13 protein-coding genes are annotated in these 16,711 nt (G+C 73.7%); 5 read left to right on the top strand and 8 right to left on the bottom strand.

The genetic code is table 11. From position 1 onward, the window contains the following. Positions 1-174 precede the first annotated feature (174 nt). Entirely contained in the window at positions 175-2,100 is a 1,926-nt protein-coding gene (locus tag A0J59_RS01340) for a glucoamylase family protein (protein WP_064314984.1), read from the top strand. Positions 2,101-2,208: 108 nt separating this feature from the next. Here the strand turns inward: A0J59_RS01340 and A0J59_RS01335 are convergent, their stop codons facing one another. The 5 genes from A0J59_RS01335 to A0J59_RS01315 form a co-directional block, all read right to left on the bottom strand. Continuing rightward, the gene (locus A0J59_RS01335) at positions 2,209-3,225 is read right to left on the bottom strand and encodes a LacI family DNA-binding transcriptional regulator (protein WP_064314983.1); all 1,017 of its coding nucleotides are present in this window, start codon (positions 3,223-3,225) and stop codon (positions 2,209-2,211) included. A 160-nt stretch (positions 3,226-3,385) separates the two neighbouring features. Next, on the bottom strand, positions 3,386-4,555 hold the full coding sequence (locus A0J59_RS01330) for a glycoside hydrolase family 1 protein (protein ID WP_064314982.1): 1,170 nt from the start codon (positions 4,553-4,555) through the stop codon (positions 3,386-3,388). A 23-nt stretch (positions 4,556-4,578) separates the two neighbouring features. Beyond that, positions 4,579-5,472 carry a carbohydrate ABC transporter permease gene (locus A0J59_RS01325; RefSeq protein ID WP_053370384.1) on the bottom strand — a complete coding sequence of 298 codons (894 nt, stop codon included), beginning with the start codon at positions 5,470-5,472 and terminating at the stop codon, positions 4,579-4,581. 1 nt (position 5,473) lies between these two features. Further along, complete coding sequence (locus tag A0J59_RS01320) at positions 5,474-6,397, bottom strand: carbohydrate ABC transporter permease (RefSeq protein WP_047230920.1); 924 nt, start codon at positions 6,395-6,397, stop codon at positions 5,474-5,476. Between the two features lie 15 nt (positions 6,398-6,412). After that, positions 6,413-7,702, bottom strand: a complete 1,290-nt coding sequence (locus A0J59_RS01315) for an extracellular solute-binding protein (protein ID WP_047230921.1) — start codon at positions 7,700-7,702, stop codon at positions 6,413-6,415. Positions 7,703-7,843: 141 nt separating this feature from the next. Between A0J59_RS01315 and A0J59_RS01310 the strand changes: the two genes are divergently transcribed. The 3 genes from A0J59_RS01310 (at position 7,844) to A0J59_RS01300 (ending at position 12,717) form a co-directional block, all read left to right on the top strand. After that, a complete protein-coding gene (locus A0J59_RS01310; protein WP_082918636.1) occupies positions 7,844-8,587 on the top strand; it encodes a TetR/AcrR family transcriptional regulator in 744 nt (247 codons plus the stop codon). After that, positions 8,584-12,012, top strand: coding sequence for a GH36-type glycosyl hydrolase domain-containing protein (locus A0J59_RS01305; protein WP_064314981.1), 3,429 nt, complete (start codon positions 8,584-8,586; stop codon positions 12,010-12,012). Before A0J59_RS01310 ends, A0J59_RS01305 begins: the two co-directional genes overlap by 4 nt. A gap of 111 nt (positions 12,013-12,123) precedes the next feature. After that, positions 12,124-12,717, top strand: coding sequence for a hypothetical protein (locus A0J59_RS01300; RefSeq protein WP_064314980.1), 594 nt, complete (start codon positions 12,124-12,126; stop codon positions 12,715-12,717). A 36-nt stretch (positions 12,718-12,753) separates the two neighbouring features. On the opposite strand, the gene A0J59_RS22180 is transcribed toward A0J59_RS01300, so the two are convergent. Further along, on the bottom strand, positions 12,754-13,869 hold the full coding sequence (locus tag A0J59_RS22180) for a DUF1080 domain-containing protein (protein WP_255364862.1): 1,116 nt from the start codon (positions 13,867-13,869) through the stop codon (positions 12,754-12,756). 144 nt (positions 13,870-14,013) lie between these two features. Between A0J59_RS22180 and A0J59_RS01290 the strand changes: the two genes are divergently transcribed. Next, a complete protein-coding gene (locus A0J59_RS01290; RefSeq protein WP_064314979.1) occupies positions 14,014-14,670 on the top strand; it encodes a GntR family transcriptional regulator in 657 nt (218 codons plus the stop codon). Between the two features lie 38 nt (positions 14,671-14,708). Here the strand turns inward: A0J59_RS01290 and A0J59_RS01285 are convergent, their stop codons facing one another. Continuing rightward, the gene (locus A0J59_RS01285; RefSeq protein WP_047230924.1) at positions 14,709-15,146 is read right to left on the bottom strand and encodes a hypothetical protein; all 438 of its coding nucleotides are present in this window, start codon (positions 15,144-15,146) and stop codon (positions 14,709-14,711) included. A 201-nt stretch (positions 15,147-15,347) separates the two neighbouring features. After that, complete coding sequence (locus A0J59_RS01280; RefSeq protein WP_053370389.1) at positions 15,348-16,622, bottom strand: glycosyltransferase; 1,275 nt, start codon at positions 16,620-16,622, stop codon at positions 15,348-15,350. Between the last annotated feature and the right edge of the window lie 89 nt (positions 16,623-16,711).

Genomic DNA, 16,711 nt, shown 5'->3' with positions numbered 1-16,711 from the left:
CGACGACGTCGCGCGCCCCACCGCGCGTCGTCCCGGCGCGTCGTCCCACGGTCCGCGAGCCTCGACGCCCGTGCCGTGACCCGTTGACCTGCTCCGGCACCCGGGCTACTCTCTGCGCCCCCATTCGGAAAGTGCGCCCGAAATTTCGGGGGTCACGACACGAAGGAGTGCCTGATGGATGCATCGACCACGCCCCACCGGAGCGATCCACCCCGCCGCCGGGGAGCCGCGCTCGTCGCGGGCGGGCTCGTCGGCGGGCTGGCCCTCGCGGCCGGTCTCGCCGCCCCCGCTGCGGCGGAGAGCGTCCCGGCGGCGAGCGTCCCCGCGAAGGCGGAGCCCGGCGTCGGGCCGTCCGGTCTGACCGGCGCGCAGCGCGCGACGCTGGAGACCTACCTCGAGGACACGTACACCTCGCTGGTCGCCATGACGGACGAGGAGACCGGCCTGCCGGCGGACAACATCGAGGGCGACCTGGACCCCGCGTCGAGCAGCGCGTACACGTCGCCGACGAACATCGGTGGCTGGCTCTGGTCCACGGTCGTCGCGCGCGACCTCGGCCTGGTGGACGACGCCGAGGCGCACGACCGTCTCGCGACGACGCTCGACACCGTCGCGTCGCTCGACCGGCACGAGGCGAGCGGGATGTTCTACAACTGGTACGACCCGGCGACGGGCGACCGGGTCGAGACGTGGCCGGACGACGGGAACACGGTCCACCAGTTCCTCAGCTCGGTGGACAACGGCTGGCTGGCCGCGGGCCTGCGTGTCGTCGTGGAGGCGGAGCCGAGCCTCGCCGAGGAGGCGCGCGCGATCTACGACGACATGCACTTCGGTGCCTTCTACAACCCGGAGGCGCGCCCCGACCTGGGCGTCGGGCTGCTGCGCGGCGGGTTCTGGGACGAGGAGCCGCCCGGTTGCTCGGTTGCCGGCGACTACCTCGGCACGGGGACGGACGTGTTCTACACGTGCCACCACTACGACACGACGATCTCGGAGACGCGCATCGCGACCTACCTCGGCATCGCGGAGGGCGAGGTGCCCCCGGAGGCGTACTACGCGAGCTACCGGACCTTCCCGGACACGTGCGACTGGTCCTGGCAGGAGCAGAAGCCGATCGGCGAGACGCGCGAGTACCTGGGCGTGCCCGTCTTCGAGGGCGCGTACCGGTACCGCGACCTCGCGGTCGTGCCGGGCTGGGGCGGCTCGATGTTCGAGGCGCTCATGCCGGACATGCTGGTGCCCGAGGCGGAGTGGGGCCCGACGTCGTGGGGCGTCAACCACCCGCTCGTCGTCCGCGCGCACAAGGAGCACGGGCTCGACGAGGCCGGGTACGGGGCCTGGGGCTTCTCGCCCGCGAGCAACCCCTTCGGCGGGTACGCGGAGTACGGCGTCGACGCGATCGGGCTGCGCTCGGACGGCTACCTGTCCGACGGCGAGACCGACGTCGACCTCGGGTTCGAGGGCTGCCGCGAGACGACCAACCCCGCGCCGGAGTTCGGCGACGGCGTCGTGACGCCGCACGCGTCGTTCCTCGGCCTCGCGTACGACACGGACGGCGTGCTCGACAACCTGGCCCACCTCGCCGACGACCTCGGCGCCTACGGGCCGGGCGGTTTCTACGACTCCGTCGCCGTGCGGTCGGGCACGGTCGCCGAGCGCTACCTGTCGCTCGACCAGGCGATGATCGTCGCCGCGATCGGCAACGTCCTCGACGACTCGCGCCTCAAGGACTACTTCGTCGACGACGAGCTCGAGCAGCGCCTGCGGCCGCTCATGGAGGCGGAGACGTTCTCGGCCACGGCCGACCTCACGCCCGGCGTGGGGGCCGACGTCCAGGTCCAGGCGCGCTGCGTGGGGCACCGCGCGGCCGTCGCGGTCCGGGCGACGAGCACGGGGGACGGTCGCGCGGACGTCACGCTCGCCACGCCCTACGGGACGCGGTCGTTCGGCGACGTCGTCCCGCACCGCAGCACCTACCAGTCGTTCGCGGCGCGCACGGCGGAGATCCCGTCCGGCACCGCGACGGTGACGGTCACGTCCGCGGACGGGTCGACGACCCAGGAGCTGTCCTACCGCTACCCGGGGATCTCCTGCGGCTGACCGGCTGACCGGCACACGATGACGGGAGGGGCGCGGACCGTGCCCCTCCCGTCCGCCGTGCCCTGAGCGGCTCAGGTGCTCGGATGCTCAGGGACGCGTCAGGTCCCCTTACGAGCGCGGGGGAGCCGTGGACTCGCGGACGACGAGGCTCGTCGCGAGCTCGGTGCGCAGCGTGTGCCCGCTCGCGGTGCGGGCGCGGTGCACGAGCTCGACGGCCGAGGCGCCCATCTCGACGAGCGGCTGGCGGACCGTGGTGAGCGGCGGGTCGGTCCACGCCGCGACGGGCAGGTCGTCGAACCCGACGAGCGAGACGTCGCGCGGCACCGACAGCCCGGCCTCGCGCAGCGCCCGCAGCGCGCCGAGGGCCGTGTCGTCGCTGCACGCGAAGATCGCGGTCGGCGGCTCGTCGAGGGCGAGGAGCCGCTGGACCCCTTCGTAGCCCGCGGGCACGCCGTACGTGCTCAGGCAGACCAGGTCGTCGTCGACGGGGACGCCCGCGCGGATCATCGCGGCGCGATAGCCGGCGAGCCGCGCGATCGCGTTGTCCTGCTCGGGGACGCCGGTGATCGTCGCGACGCGCCGGTGCCCCTGGGCGAGCAGGTGCGCCGTCGCCTCGAGCGCGCCCTGATAGTTCGCGGCTCCGACGCTGAGGACGTCCTCGGGCGGGAGCCGGCGCGGGTCGACGACGACGAGCGGCACGCCCGCCTCGGCCAGCGTGGCACGCGCCTCGGCGTCGGGCACGGCGACCACGCTCACGAGCCCGTCCGTGCCGCGGGCGAGCGCGTGCCGGACCCACGCGCCGCAGTCGTCGGGGTCCAGCTCCACCGACAGCACGACGTCGAGCCCTCGACGCCGTGCCTCGGCGACCGCGCCGCGCACGACTGCCTCGGACCACGGCCCCTCGAGGTCGACGATGCGGACGTCGACGAGGCCGGTCCGCTTCGCCGTGCGGGGCCGGATCTCGTAGCCGTGCCGGCGCAGGACGGCCGCGACGCGCTCGCGCGTCGTCGCCGCGACGTCGGGCCGCGCGTTGAGCACCTTCGACACCGTCGGGACGGAGACCCCGGCGTCGGCCGCGATGCGGGCCAGCGGGACCGACGACCGTCCGGGCGGCGACGCTGCCATCGGATCCCTCCTTCCGTGCTGTGGCCCGGCCGAGGTCCGGCCGAGGCTCTCGACGCTCGGATCGTCGTGACGCCCCGGAACCAGTGCGGGGACGAGCCCCGGGGACGACGACGGCCCGGCCCGGGACCGCGAGGTCCGGACCGGGCCGTCGTGCGTGCGGTCAGTCGTCGAGCGAGACGGTGCCGCGCGCGACGCCGCCGAGCCAGCCGAGGCTGGGCTTGGGCGTGCGCTCGAACGTCTCCGGGTCCCACCCGACGAGCCCGAACGTCGGGGCGAACGAGCCCCACTCGTAGTTGTCGAGCAGCGACCAGTGCAGGTAGCCGAACAGCGGGAGGCCCGCCTCCATCTCGGCGTGCAGTGCGCGCAGGGCGTCGCGCGTGTAGTCGATGCGGCGTGCGTCGTCCGCCGTCGCGATGCCGTTCTCGGAGACGAGGACCGGTAGGCCGGTGATCTCGTGCCCGAGGCGCGCGGCCTCGGCGATGGCGGCCGGGTAGTACTCCCACCCGGTGAGCGTCTTCTCGGAGTCCTCCGGGGCGGGCAGCGGGCCGTCCACCGTGATGCGCGTGCGCGTGTAGGCCTGGACGGCGATGAAGTCGTCGCCCTTCGCAGCTTCCAGGAAGACCGTCTCGCGCGGGTAGGCGTACTCGCGCAGGACCTCCTCGGCGCCCGGGTCGGCGAAGAACTGCTGGGGCGCGACCGGCCATCCGACGGGCACCCCGACGGTCCGCACGAGCTCCACGGCCCGGCGGTGCGCGGCGATGAGGTGCTCGGTCGCGACCGGGTCGGGCGCGTGCATCGTGCCGGCCTGGAGCTGCTCGGTGCCCTTGGCGGCCGTGATCATCATCGCGAGGATGTTCGGCTCGTTGATGGTGAACACGTGCGACGCGCGGTCGAGCAGCGGCAGCACGTGCTCGACGTACCGCGCGAACCGCTCGACGGACCGCGGGTCGGTCCAGCCGCCGTCCTCCGCGAACCAGCGCGGCGACGTGAAGTGGTGCAGCGTGACGAGCGGCGTGACCCCGTGCTCGAGGCAGCAGTCGATCATGCGGCGGTAGTGGTCGACCTCGGCGCGCGAGAAGCGGCCCTCGGCGGGCTCGATGCGCGCCCACTCGATCGAGAACCGGTATGCGGTGAGCCCGGACTCGGCCAGCAGCCGGATGTCCTCGGCGTACCGGTGGTAGGAGTCGGCGGCGTCGCCCGACGGCTCGGCGAGGGTCGAGGCCGGGTCGACCTCGCGCGCCCACCAGTCGCTGTTGACGTTGTTGCCCTCGATCTGGTGGGCCGCCGTCGAGGCGCCCCAGAGGAAGGACTCGGGGAAGGTGATCGACACAGGCTCTCCTCGTCGGTCGCCGGTCACTTGATGCCGGTCATGGCGATGCCCTGCACGAAGTAGCGCTGCAGGAACAGGAACAGGATGAGGATCGGCGTCACGACGAGCACGGACCCGGCCATGAGCAGGCCGTAGTAGGTGCCGTTCGAGCCGACCGAGTACAGCGAGAGCGCGACCGGGAGGGTGTACATGTTCTCGGTCTGCGCGACGACCAGGGGCCAGAGGAAGTTGTTCCACGACCCGAGGAACGTGAGGATGCTCAGCGTCGCGAGCGGCGGCCCGCACTGGGGCAGCACGATCCGGAAGAAGACCCGGAACTCGCCCGCGCCGTCGATCCGGGCGGCCTCGATGAGCGCGTCCGGGATGCCGAGCATGAACTGCCGCATGAGGAACACGCCGAGCGGACCGGCGAGGAACGGCAGGATGAGCGCCGGGTAGGTGTTGACGAGCCCCATGTTGGACACGAGCACGAACATCGGCACGAGCGTGACGACGCCCGGGACCATGAGCGTGAGCATGACGAGCGCGAACAGCACCTTCTTGCCGGGGAACTGCATCTTCGCGAGGGCGTAGCCGACCATCGAGCAGAAGATGATGTTGCCGAGCACCACGACGACGGCGACGACGATCGAGTTGGTGAAGTACTGCCCGTAGTTGAGCTGGGAGAGCCACCGCTCGTAGTTGTCGAGCGTGGGGTTCTGCGGCCACCACGTGATGGGTCGCTGGAGGAGCTCGCCCTGTGTCTTGAAGCTGCCGAGGGCCATCCAGATGAACGGCATGAGGGTCAGGAGCAGCCCGACGACGAGCGCGGTGTACGTGGCGCCGCGCGACCAGCGGATCGGGCGCCGCGCCCGACGGCGGGGCGCGCCCTCCGGGGTCGACGTCGCGGGGGTGGTCCGCGAGGACGTGACGGTCATGTCAATCCTCCTTCGACCGCAGCAGGCGGAACTGGACGGCGGCCAGCGCGGCGATCAGCGCGAAGAGCACGTACGCGGCTGCGGAGGCGAACGCGTAGTTGCCGTACCCGAACTGGTTGTAGACGTAGTAGCTGATGGTCAGCGTCGAGTTGACCGGGCCGCCCTTGGTCATGACGAACGGCTCCTCGAACACCTGGAGGAAGCCGACCGACAGCAGCACCGCGCCGAGCAGCAGCGTCGGGCGCATGAGCGGGACCGTGATGGAGCGGAAGCGCCGCCACGAGCCGGCGCCGTCGACCTCGGCGGCCTCGTAGACGTCGCGCGGGATCGCCTGGAGGCCGGCCAGGAAGATGATCATGAGCGTGCCCATGTTGCGCCAGGCCGCCATGACGATGATCGACGGCATCGCCGTCGCGCTGTCGTTGAGCCAGTCCGGGCCGTCGATGCCGACCCAGCCGAGCACGGTGTTGACGAGGCCGGAGTCCTGAAGGATGAACCGCCAGACGACCGCCACGGCGACGATCGACGTCACGACGGGCGTGTAGAAGCCGACGCGGAAGACGCTGCGGAACTTCTCGATGCCCGAGTTGAGCGCGACGGCCAGTGCGAGCCCGAGCACCATCGTCAGCGGGATGCCGACGAGGACGAAGTAGAAGGTGTTGAGCAGCGCCTTGCGGAACAGCTCGTCCTGGAAGACGCCGGTGAAGTTCTCGAGCCCGACGAAGTTCACCGCGAACGGCGTCTTGATGTCACGGATCGTGAGGTCCGAGAACGACATCCCGAACGACGCGAGCAGCGGCCCCAGCATGAAGACCGCGAAGACCGCGACGAACGGGAGAGCGAACAGCCAGGCGACGAGCGCTTGCCGTCGCCGGTGGACGGCGCCGGCCGTACGCCGGCGCCGTCCCTCGGTGGTGGTGGTCATGACTGACGGGCCCTGTTACCAGCCGAGCCCGAGCGTGTCGGCCTTGGCCTGGATCGCCTTGGCGGCGTCCTCGGACGTGACCTGACCGTTCGCGACCTTCTCGGCCTCGGTCTCGATCGTCGCGGAGAGCTCGTCCCAGCTCGGCACGGTCGGCGGGGCGATCGTGTTCTCGAGCTGCTCCTGGAGCACCTGGGTGCGCGGGTTGGACGTCAGCGGCTCGTAGTCCCACGCGGTGGTGAGGGCGGGCAGGTCGCTCGTGGCGTCGAACCAGGCCTGCTGCGTCTCGGGCTGGGCGAGCCAGCGCACGAGCTTCCAGGCGCCGTCGGCGTTCTTGGCCTCGGCGAACACGCCGAGGTGGGCGCCGCCGATGTAGGAGTCGTTGTTCGCGGAGCCCGCGGGCACCGGGACGGTGGCGACGTTCTGCTCGACCCAGTCCTCGCCCTGGAGGTCGGCGAGCACGTTGACCATCCACGGGCCGGAGATGAAGGCCGGGTCGGAGCCGTCGACGAACGCGCTGTTCTGCGAGTCGCCGTAGCCGGACAGCGGCGACAGGCCCTCGGTGAAGAAGGACGCGTAGTAGTCGAGCGCGTCGACCATCGCCTGGTTGTCGAGGTCGAACGCGTCGCCCGCCTCGTTGAGGACCGAGCCGCCGGCCTGCGAGTAGAACGGCAGGATGACCTGCGTGGAGTCCTCGGCGTCGCCCATCGGGAGCTGGAGGCCGTAGGTCGAGCCGTTGGCCTTCATCGCCTCGGCGAACGACGTGAGCTCCTCCCACGACGTGGGCGCCTCGACCCCGGCCGCCTTGGCCAGGTCGGAGCGGTAGTACAGGACGCGGGTCTCGACGTACCACGGCACGCCGTAGTCGACGCCGTCCGCGACGGTCGAGGCCGCGGCGCCCTCGACGAAGTCCGCGCTGTCGACGAGGCCGTCCGGGACGGGCGCGAGGCCGCCGGTGGCGACCATCGTCGGCATGAAGGACGAGCCGATCATGATCGCGTCGGGCACGGTGCCCGCGGCGACGGCGGTCTGGAACTTCGTCATGACGTCGGCCCACGGGATCGTGGTGACCTCGACGTTCGCGTCGGGGTTCTCCTCCGTGAAGCCCTGGACGAAGTCGGGCAGCTTCTCGCCCTCCTCACCCATCGCCCAGATCGTGATGTCGCCCTCCGCGGGCGAGTCGTCGACCGTCGTGGTGGACCCGGCGGCGCTCTCGCCACCCGTCGAGTCGTCGTCCGCGCGACCGCACGCGGTCAGGGCCAGGAGTCCGACGACGCCGATGGCGACCGCCTTGCGTCCGAGCTTCATGAGCAATCCTCCTCATCGAGCAGTCGGCTCGTCTGGTGTGAGCCGCTGTGGAAACTACCTTAGCGTGCGCTCGGTTAGTATTTTCAACCGGGGCGTCCAGGCCGTACCGTTGGCGCCGAGGGACTGGCGAAGGAGACGGTGATGAACGAGAGCGACTCCGCAGGTGGCGGCGCCACGACGGGGACGGCAGGGGGCGTGGCGAGCCGAGCGACGACGACGACCGCGACGCGCGGCACGACGGCGGCGGGGCTGCCCGACCGACGCATCGTCCGGGGCGAGCAGCGCCGTCGCGAGATCCTGCGCACGGCCGTCGAGGTGTTCGGCGAGCAGGGCTTCCGCGGCAGCTCGCTGCGCGAGATCGCGGCGCGCGTCGGCATCTCCGAGGCCGGGCTCCTGCACCACTTCGGCAGCAAGGCGGGCCTCCTGACCGCGACGCTCGAGGAGCGCGACCGGCGCGACCTCGTGCGGCGCACCGAGGACGAGGCCGCGGGCGCGGACCTCCTCACGACCATCCGCGACCAGGTCCGGCGCAACGCCGAGACGCCCGGTCTCGTCTCGCTCCACGTGGTGGTCGCCGCCGAGGCGACGGACGGTGCCCACCCGGCCCACGACGTCGTGCGCGACCGTTACCGCGCCCTGCGCCACCAGGACGACACGCGCTTCCAGGACGCCGTCGCGCGCGGCGAGCTGCGCCCCGAGGTCGACCCGCAGGCGATCGGCCAGCTCTTCTCCGCCGTCATGGACGGCCTCCAGCTCCAGTGGCTGCTGGACCCTGACAACGTCGACATGGTCGCCCTCTTCGACCAGTTCCTCGCGCTGCTGCGCCCCGAGGGCTCGGCCCCCGCAGCGCCCGCGCCCCGCACCACCGAGCAGGAGACCGCGTGACCCTCACCGCCAGCCCCGCAGGCACGACCACCCTCGAGGGCGCGACGCTCGCCTCGGGCGACCTGACCGTCGAGCTCACCGGCGGCGGCGACGTGCGCGCCGTCAGCACGGGCGGCCTGCTCGTCAACCAGTACCTGCCGGGCGAGCACGACCGTATGCCCGGTGGCGTCCTGCTGCGCGCGACCCGCGCGGACGGCACGGTCGAGGTCGCGCGGCTCACCGGCTCGGCGCCCGCGGTGACGTCGGTCGAGGTCGGCACCGACCGCGTCGTGTGGTCGGGCGAGGCGCTCGGGCTCGCCACGCGCGTCGCGCTGACGCTCGACGGGCGCACGCTCGTCTGGCGCGTCGACCTCACGGCGGGCGCGAGCACGCCGGCGGACGCGCGCTACGACGTCGTGCACGCGCAGGATCTCGCGCTCGCGCCGCCCGCGGCGGCGCTGTCGAGCGAGCCGTACGTGTGCCAGTACCTGCTGCACCGCGCGATGGAGCACCCCGACGCGAGCACCGTGCTCGTCAGCCGGCAGACCATGTCCGCCCAGCCGCGCCTCCCGCTCGCCGTCGCGTTCCTCGTCGAGGGCGCCGTCGCGCACCTCACGGACTCGCTGCAGGTCTTCACTGCCCGGTCGCGGCGCGACGGCGTCCCGCACGGCCTGCTCGGGACCGTCGACTCCGCGGTGCTCCAGTACGAGTACGCGATGCCCACCCTCGTGTCCCGCCCCCTCGACCTGTCGGGCGGGACGGCGCGCGTGCACGCGGTCACCGTCGTCGACCCCGACGCGCCCGGACCGCTCGCCGCGCACCTCGACGAGGTGGCCGGCTGGGCGGCAGCCGCGGTCGACGCCGCCGCCGACGAGCGCTCGACCACCCCGCGGCCGCGGAGTGCGTCCGTGCTGCGCGACGCCCCGCTCCTCGCGGGCGACGAGCTCGGCGAGGCCGACCTGCTCGCGGCGGTCGGGCTCGGCGCCGACGACGTGCTCCTGCCCGAGCGCGACGCCGACGGCACGCTCCTCTCGTTCTTCACCGCGGCGGGGACGCACGTCGTCGACGCGCGCAAGGACACCGTCACCGAGCGCTCGCACGGGCACGTGCTCAAGGCGGGCGACGACGTGCTCCCGACGGACGACGTCCTCTCCACGACGGCGTTCGCGCCGGGCGTCTTCGCGTCGCACGTCGTGCTCGGCAACACGACGGCGAACCGCCTCGCGACCGTGCACCGGCACCACCTCAACCTGCTGCGCAGCAGCGGCCTGCGGGTCCTCGTCGACGACGGCCGCGGGCCCCGGCTGCTCGGGCTGCCCTCCGCGCTCGTCCTCGACGTCGGCGGCGTCCGCTGGGTCTACGTGACGCCGCTCGGCCGCGTCGACGTGCGGACCGTCGCGCACGACCACGAGAACCGCATCGACGTGGACGTGCGCTGCGAGCGGCCCCTCCACGTCACGGCGACCCTCGAGCTCGACGACGAGGCCGGCGGCTGGGTCGTCGAGCACGTGGCCCCGACGTCGGACGCCGGCGAGGCCGTCGTCGTGCACCCCGTCCCGGGCGGCGACGTCGACGCGCACTACCCCGACCTGCGGTACGTCGTGGCGTCGAGCGCGCCCGTCGCGCTCGACTCCGAGAGCTCCGCGCGCGCCTCCACCGGGACCGCGCACCGCCTCACGAGCGCGAGCGACACCGGCGCGCTCCGGCTCGCGATCACCGGTTCGCTGGACGGTGCCGACGCCGCGCTCGCCCTCGCCGCGTCGACCCACGACCCGCTCGCCGACCTCGACGCGACGCTCGCGGGCCACCTCGCGACCGTCCGCGGGGTCGTGCGCGGCCTGCGGTTCGCGCCGCACGCGGCGCTCGAGACGCAGGAGCTCGACCTCCTCGTGCCCTGGTACGCGCACGACGCCCTGATCCACTTCCTCGTGCCGCACGGGCTCGAGCAGTACTCGGGCGCGGCGTGGGGCACGCGCGACGTGTGCCAGGGGCCGTTCGAGCTCGCGCTCGCGGGCGGACGGTACGACGTCGCGCGGGCGATCGTGCTGCGCGTCCTCGCCCACCAGCACACGTGGGGCGAGTTCCCGCAGTGGTTCATGTTCGACGCGTACGGCGAGCGCTACAACGACTCCTCGCACGGCGACGTCGTGGTGTGGCCGCTGTTCGCGCTCGCGCAGTACCTCGACGCGAGCGGCGACCTCGCGGTGCTCGACGAGCCGGTCCCGTTCTGGGACCACGCGCACCGGCGCCCCGCCGTGGCAGGGCCCGACGCTGCGGCGACCGTGCGCGACCACGTCGCGCGCCTGCTCGACCACCTCGACCGCGACCGCCTGCCCGGCACCGCCCTGCCCGCGTACGGCGAGGGCGACTGGGACGACACGCTCCAGCCCGCCGACCCGCGCATGCGCACGGACCTCGCGTCCACGTGGACGTCCGCGCTGCTCGTGCAGGCCGCCGAGCTGCTCGCCCGCACCACGTCCGGCAGCGACGTCCACGCCGCCCTCTCGGCGCGCGCCGGGGCCCTGGCCGCGGAGGTGCGCGCCGACCTGCGCGAGCGCGCGCTCGTCCACGGCGTCATGGCGGGGTACGTGCGCCACGGCGCCGACGGCGACGAGCTCGTCATCCACCCGTCCGACACCGTGTCCGGGATGCGCTACCGCCTCATCCCCATGACGCAGTCGATCATCGCGGGCATCCTCACGCCGGAGGAGGCGGAGCAGCACGAGCGCCTCGTGGTCGAGCACCTCCACTTCCCCGACGGCGTGCGCCTCATGGACCACCCCGCCGCGTTCGACGAGGGGATCCCGCACACGTTCCTGCGGGCCGAGCAGGCGGCGAACGTCGGCCGCGAGATCGGTCTCATGTACGTGCACGCGCACATCCGCTACGTCGAGGCCCTCGCGGCCCTCGGCCGCGGCCGCGCGCTCGACGAGCTGTTGCGCATCAGCCCCGTCGACCTGGGCCGCCGCCTCGCGCACGCCGCGCCGCGCCAGCGCAACGCGTACTTCTCGTCGAGCGACGCCGACTTCCCGGACCGCCAGAGCTTCGCGCGCGACTTCGACCGCCTGCGCGACGGGACCGTGGGCGTGCGCGGCGGCTGGCGCGTGTACTCCAGCGGGCCGGGCATCTACCTGCGTCAGCTCGTGCAGGGCGTGCTCGGGCTCACGGAGCAGCCGGGGACCCTCGTCGTCGACCCCGTGCTGCCCGCGACGGCGGACGGGCTCGCCGTCGACCTCGAGCTCGCCGGGCGGACGCGCCGGGTCGGCTACCGGGTCGCCGAGCCTGGCCAGGGCGTCCGGGTGCGCGTGGGGTCCGACCTCGGTGCGCTCGTCGACGTCCCCGCGACCGTGCGGGCCGGCGACTACCGGGAGCGCGGCGTCGTCGTCGCGACGCGCGACCTGGGTGACGCGGGGTTCGTCGAGATCACGGTGCCCGCGGGGTCGTAGCACCCCGAGATCTTGCCGTCCCCGGGCGTGGCCCCGCGCGTGGGCTCGAGGCGCTAGCCTTCGGACCACGCCGCCGTCGGGACGGCGCCACCCGCGACGAAGGAACACGCCGTGAGCCAGCCTCCGTACCAGCAGCACCCGGGCGGCGACGCCCAGCAGCCCCCGCAGGCCCCCGGGCCGTACGGGCAGGGCCAGCCCGCCTACGGGCAGCCGTCCGCGCCCGGGCCCTACGGCGGGCAGGCGCCGTACGGCCAGGGCCAGCCCGCCTACGGCCAGCCCGCGCAGCCCGAGCAGCACCAGCCGGCCTACGGGCAGATGGCGCCGCAGGCTCCTCCCGCGGCGCCGTACCCGCCGCAGGGCCAGCAGCCCTACGGGGCGCCGTACCCGCCGCAGGGCCAGCAGCCGTACGGCGCGCCCTACGGTCAGCCGGGCTACGGCGGTCAGCTGGGTTACGGCGCGTACGCACCCGTCGGCCCGCAGCCGATGACGTGGCGCACGATCCTCGCGTACGTGTTCAGCCCGATCGCGGTGTTCTTCCTGCCGATCGTCTTCGGCGTGCTCGCGATCGTCTTCTCCGCGATCGCGGTCCGCCGGAACGAGAAGACGGCGAAGATCGCGCTGGGGATCGCGATCGCGTGCACGGCCCTCGGGTTCATCCTGGGTGCGATCAGCGGCGTCCGGACCTTCCAGGAGCTCGCCGGCTGACCGCCGCGCCGGGGCGGGCGCACCTGCCCGGGCCGGTCAGCCGCAGTCGATCCCGGCGTACGGCGTCTCGACGACGGTCGGGCCGTCGTCGGTCGCGACCGTCAGCGTGGCCGTGCCCGGCTCGACCGACGAGGCCCGCGTGCTGAACGACTGGTACGCGTTGCGGCCCGGCTGGACGTCGGCGAACGAACGCTCGCCCGCGGCGGTGCCGAGCGTGACGTCCACGGCGTCCTCGCCGACGTTCAGCGCGCGCACGGCGACGTGCGCCGTCCCCGCCAGGCACCGCGCGTCCACCTCGACGTGGACGGGCGGGAGCTCCCGGATCCGGACGTCGCGGTACGACACGACGTCGGGCGCGGACCCGTGCGCCTGGAGACCGACGTACCCGACGAGGCCGCGGCTGCTCGAGTCCGGGTCGAGCGGGCGGTCGGGGAACGGGACGCCGGGCAGGTTCTCGTACTCGTTGATGACGACCCCGTCCCGGATCACCGTGTAGTGCTGCCCGACGACGCGCACCTCCAGCTCGTTCCACGTGCCCTTGGCGGTGGGGCGCGCGCGGTCGAGGCCGATGTCGGCGAACCCGTAGACCGACCCGGTCTTGCGGGGGTCGTTCGACCCGCCCTCGGGGGAGTCGTTGACCTGGATCTCGTGCCCGCAGTTGACCGCGATCCACGAGAGGTTGCCCGTCTCGTTGCCGTTGAACGTCGTCGGGCACCCCTCGACGGGGCCGGACAGGTCGGGGAACCGGACCTGCACGCCGCTGTTGGCGCGCGCGTCCTCGGGCGCGTCGTCGCGGAACTGCACGACGAGCGAGAAGTCGCCGTACTGCCGGACCGGGTACCAGAGGGTGCCGAACCCGCCGCCCGCTCCCGCCCGGGAGCGGATCGTGCCGTCGTCGAGCAGGTCGAACCCGCCGTCGCCCGCGTACTCCCAGGCGTCGAACGACTCGGCGGTACCGTCGAAGATCACGTCGTACCCGTCGTCGGGCGCCGCGGCCACGGCCGTCGTGGCCGCGGGCCCCGCGGGCTCCGGTGCCGCGGGCACGACCGCCGCGGCCGGCGCCGCGAGGGCGACCCCGACGGCGAGCGCGGCCCCTGCGAGGCGGGCGCGGTGCGCCCGGCGGAGGACGGGGGGACGGGTGGTGCTCGACATCGGAACTCCCTCGTTCGACGCGTGTCCCTCCACCCTCGCACGGATGCCGGGCGCTCTCCACGGCACGGGGAGCGAGCGCGCGCCCGGGGGCGCACACCCTCCGCACCCGCGTGCGCGCGTCGGGCGCGGTGGGAGAATCGACCGGTGTCCGGAGCCGAGGAGCGAGTGCTGGAGTCCGCCCGGGTCGCAGCGACGCTGCGCGACGAGATCCTCGACGGCGTGCGACGCCCGGGTTCCCGGCTGGTCGAGCGGGACCTCGCGGCCGACTTCGGCGTGAGCCGGATCCCCGTGCGCGACGCGCTCAAGGCGCTCGAGGGGGAGGGGCTCGTCGTGCTGCGGCCCCACACGTGGGCCGTGGTGCGGGAGTTCTCCGACGCCGACCTCGCCGACCTCGACGAGGTCCGCGAGGTGCTGGAGCCGCTCGCGTTCCGCCTCGCGGCCCAGCGGCACGGCCCGGAGGGGCTGGACCGGCTGCGGAGCGCGCTCGCGAGCGAGCAGGAAGGGGCGCGCACCGCCGACAGCGTCGGGTCGCGCCGGTCCGCGGCAGATTTCCACGAGATCGTGACCGACCTCGCCGACAACCAGCTCCTGCGGGACATGATGCAGGGCATCCGCAGCCGCGTGCGCTGGGCGCTGTCGCAGCACGACGACCTCGCGCACGTGACCGAGGAGCACGCGGAGCTGTTCGAGGCGGTCGCGTCGCGGGACGGCGAGCGTGCCGCCGCCCTGGCGGAGGCGCACGTCGACAGCAGCCGGCGCCAGCGCGCCGCGCACGTCGCGGCGCTGCGCTCGGGGCGCTGACCCGGCCTCGTCGGGACCGTGGGCTCGCCCGGGCCGGCTCAGACGGGGCCGGCGGTCCCGTCGTGCGACGTGGCCGGCCGGGCAGGGATCTCGGTCGCCTTCTGCCACGACCCGACCAGCCGCCCGTCGCTCGTCTCGAGCCGGAACGGCGCGAGGGGGAGGTTGCCGGCACGGCGGCGCGCGCGGAGCACGTCGATCGCGTCCTCGTCGCTGTCCGCGCCGAACGGCTCCCCGCGGCGTGCGCCGGTGGCGGTGACCACCCGGTAGCTGGTCATGCTGTCGTCGTCGTGGTGGACGTCGTCGGCGAGCGCGGCGACCTCCTTGGCGACCTCGAGGTTCGGCAGCGCGACCCAGGTGCGCCCCGGCCCGTCGAGCGTCCAGCCGTCGGTGTCGTCGCGCCGGATCACGTACTCGCGCGACGCGCTGCGCGCGCGCCAGGTCGCGTCGTCTTCGGCAGTCCAGGTGAGTGTGTTCATGAGCGCTGGTGCGGGTCGGACGGCGGTCCGGTCTCTCGTCGGTCGAGCGGTAGTTCCCCCTGTCCGCCGTCCGGTGACCCACCCGCAGCGTACGCTGCCCGCTCCGCGGGCGTGTCCACCCTGAGGAGGAGATCACCCGTCGGGCGCATCACACGGCACCGCCGTGCGACAGCTCTGTCGCCGCGCTTTCCTCACGTCCGGCTACCCCAGGCGTTCCTCCAGGAGGTCCGCGGCGGCGCGTGCGCCACCCAGCGACCGCAGCTCGCTCCCGAGGCGGGCGGCCGCGGCACGGTAGGCCGGGTCGGTGGCGACCTCGCGGTAGGCGTTCCGGACCGCCTCGGGCCGCGGGGTCCCGGTGCGCAGGTTCACGCCGGCGCCGTGCCAACCGACGCGCGCCGCGACCTCCGGTTTGTCGAGGTCCCCGCCCGCGACCACGAGCGGGATGTCGTGCCGCAGCGCCTGGAGGACGCCGCCGTACCCGCCGTTCGTGATCATCACCGAGGTCCGGGGCAGGAGCTCGGGGTAGGGGACCATGGGTGCGACGCGGGCGTTCGCGGGCAGCGGACCGGGCAGTGGCTCGGTCCGGTGGCCCAGCCCGACGACGACGAGCACGTCCTGGTCGGCGAGCGCCTCGAGCGTGGGCAGGATCAGGTCGCGCGGGTCGACGTTCGCGGTGCCCTGCGTGACGTGGACGACGGGCGCGCCGGCGCGGACGACGTCGTCCCACCACGGCGGGAGCGAGCCTGGCGCGGGCGTCGTCCCGTCGTCGGTGAGGTCACCGACGAAGCGGATGTGCGGTGGCAGGTCGTCGCGCGGGTAGTCGAGGCCCGGCGAACCGGCCGCGACGACGAGGAACGGCGAGTACCACATCGTCGCGAAGGTCGCGGTGTCCGGCGCGAGCCCGGCCGACCGCCGCGTGCGCTGGTAGCGCCGGGTCAGCGCGGCGGTGCCCGCCCCGGCGACGGCGCCGAGCACCGCGTCGCGCGCCCTGCCGACGACGCCGACGCCAGGGGCGAGCCCGAGGCCCGTCGGCGGGATGCCCTTGCCGGGCAGCCAGACCGCGATCGGCGAGACCGTCGCCCACGGCGACCGGAGCCGTTCGGCCGCGAGCCGGGTCCCGAGCGCCATGGGGTCGCCCGCGAGCAGGTCCCAGGGTTCGTCGTCGTGCAGCGCGAGGAGGTCCTCGGCCTGCGCGGGCGCGGTCCCGAGGAAGAGGTCCTCGAGGTTGAGGAGCACCTGGCGGAACCCCTTGCGGTCCTGCAGGCGGGGGAAGGTGGCGGCCAGGTCGCGCTCGTCGAAGTCGGGAGCCGCGACCCAGGGGACGCCGCGCGCGCCGACGTCGTCGAACATCGCGACGTACGACCTGCCGGTGTACACGCGGACGCCGTGGCCGCGGCGGACGAGCTCGGCAGCGACCGCCCGGACCGGCCGCGCGTGCCCGGCGAAGGGCATCGCCGTCAACAGGATCGAGGCCATGGGGCAAGCATGACCCCTCGTCGGTGTCTCGGCCCGCGAGCGGTGACCCGCTACCCTGCACGAGCCGCCCGCGACGAGAGGACCCGCCC

It is taken from the genome of Cellulosimicrobium sp. I38E (genome assembly GCF_001647255.1).
Taxonomy (GTDB): Bacteria; Actinomycetota; Actinomycetes; order Actinomycetales; family Cellulomonadaceae; genus Cellulosimicrobium; species Cellulosimicrobium cellulans_E.
Note: the sequence above shows the minus strand (reverse complement) of the source record. Positions and strands in the feature narration are given on the sequence as shown.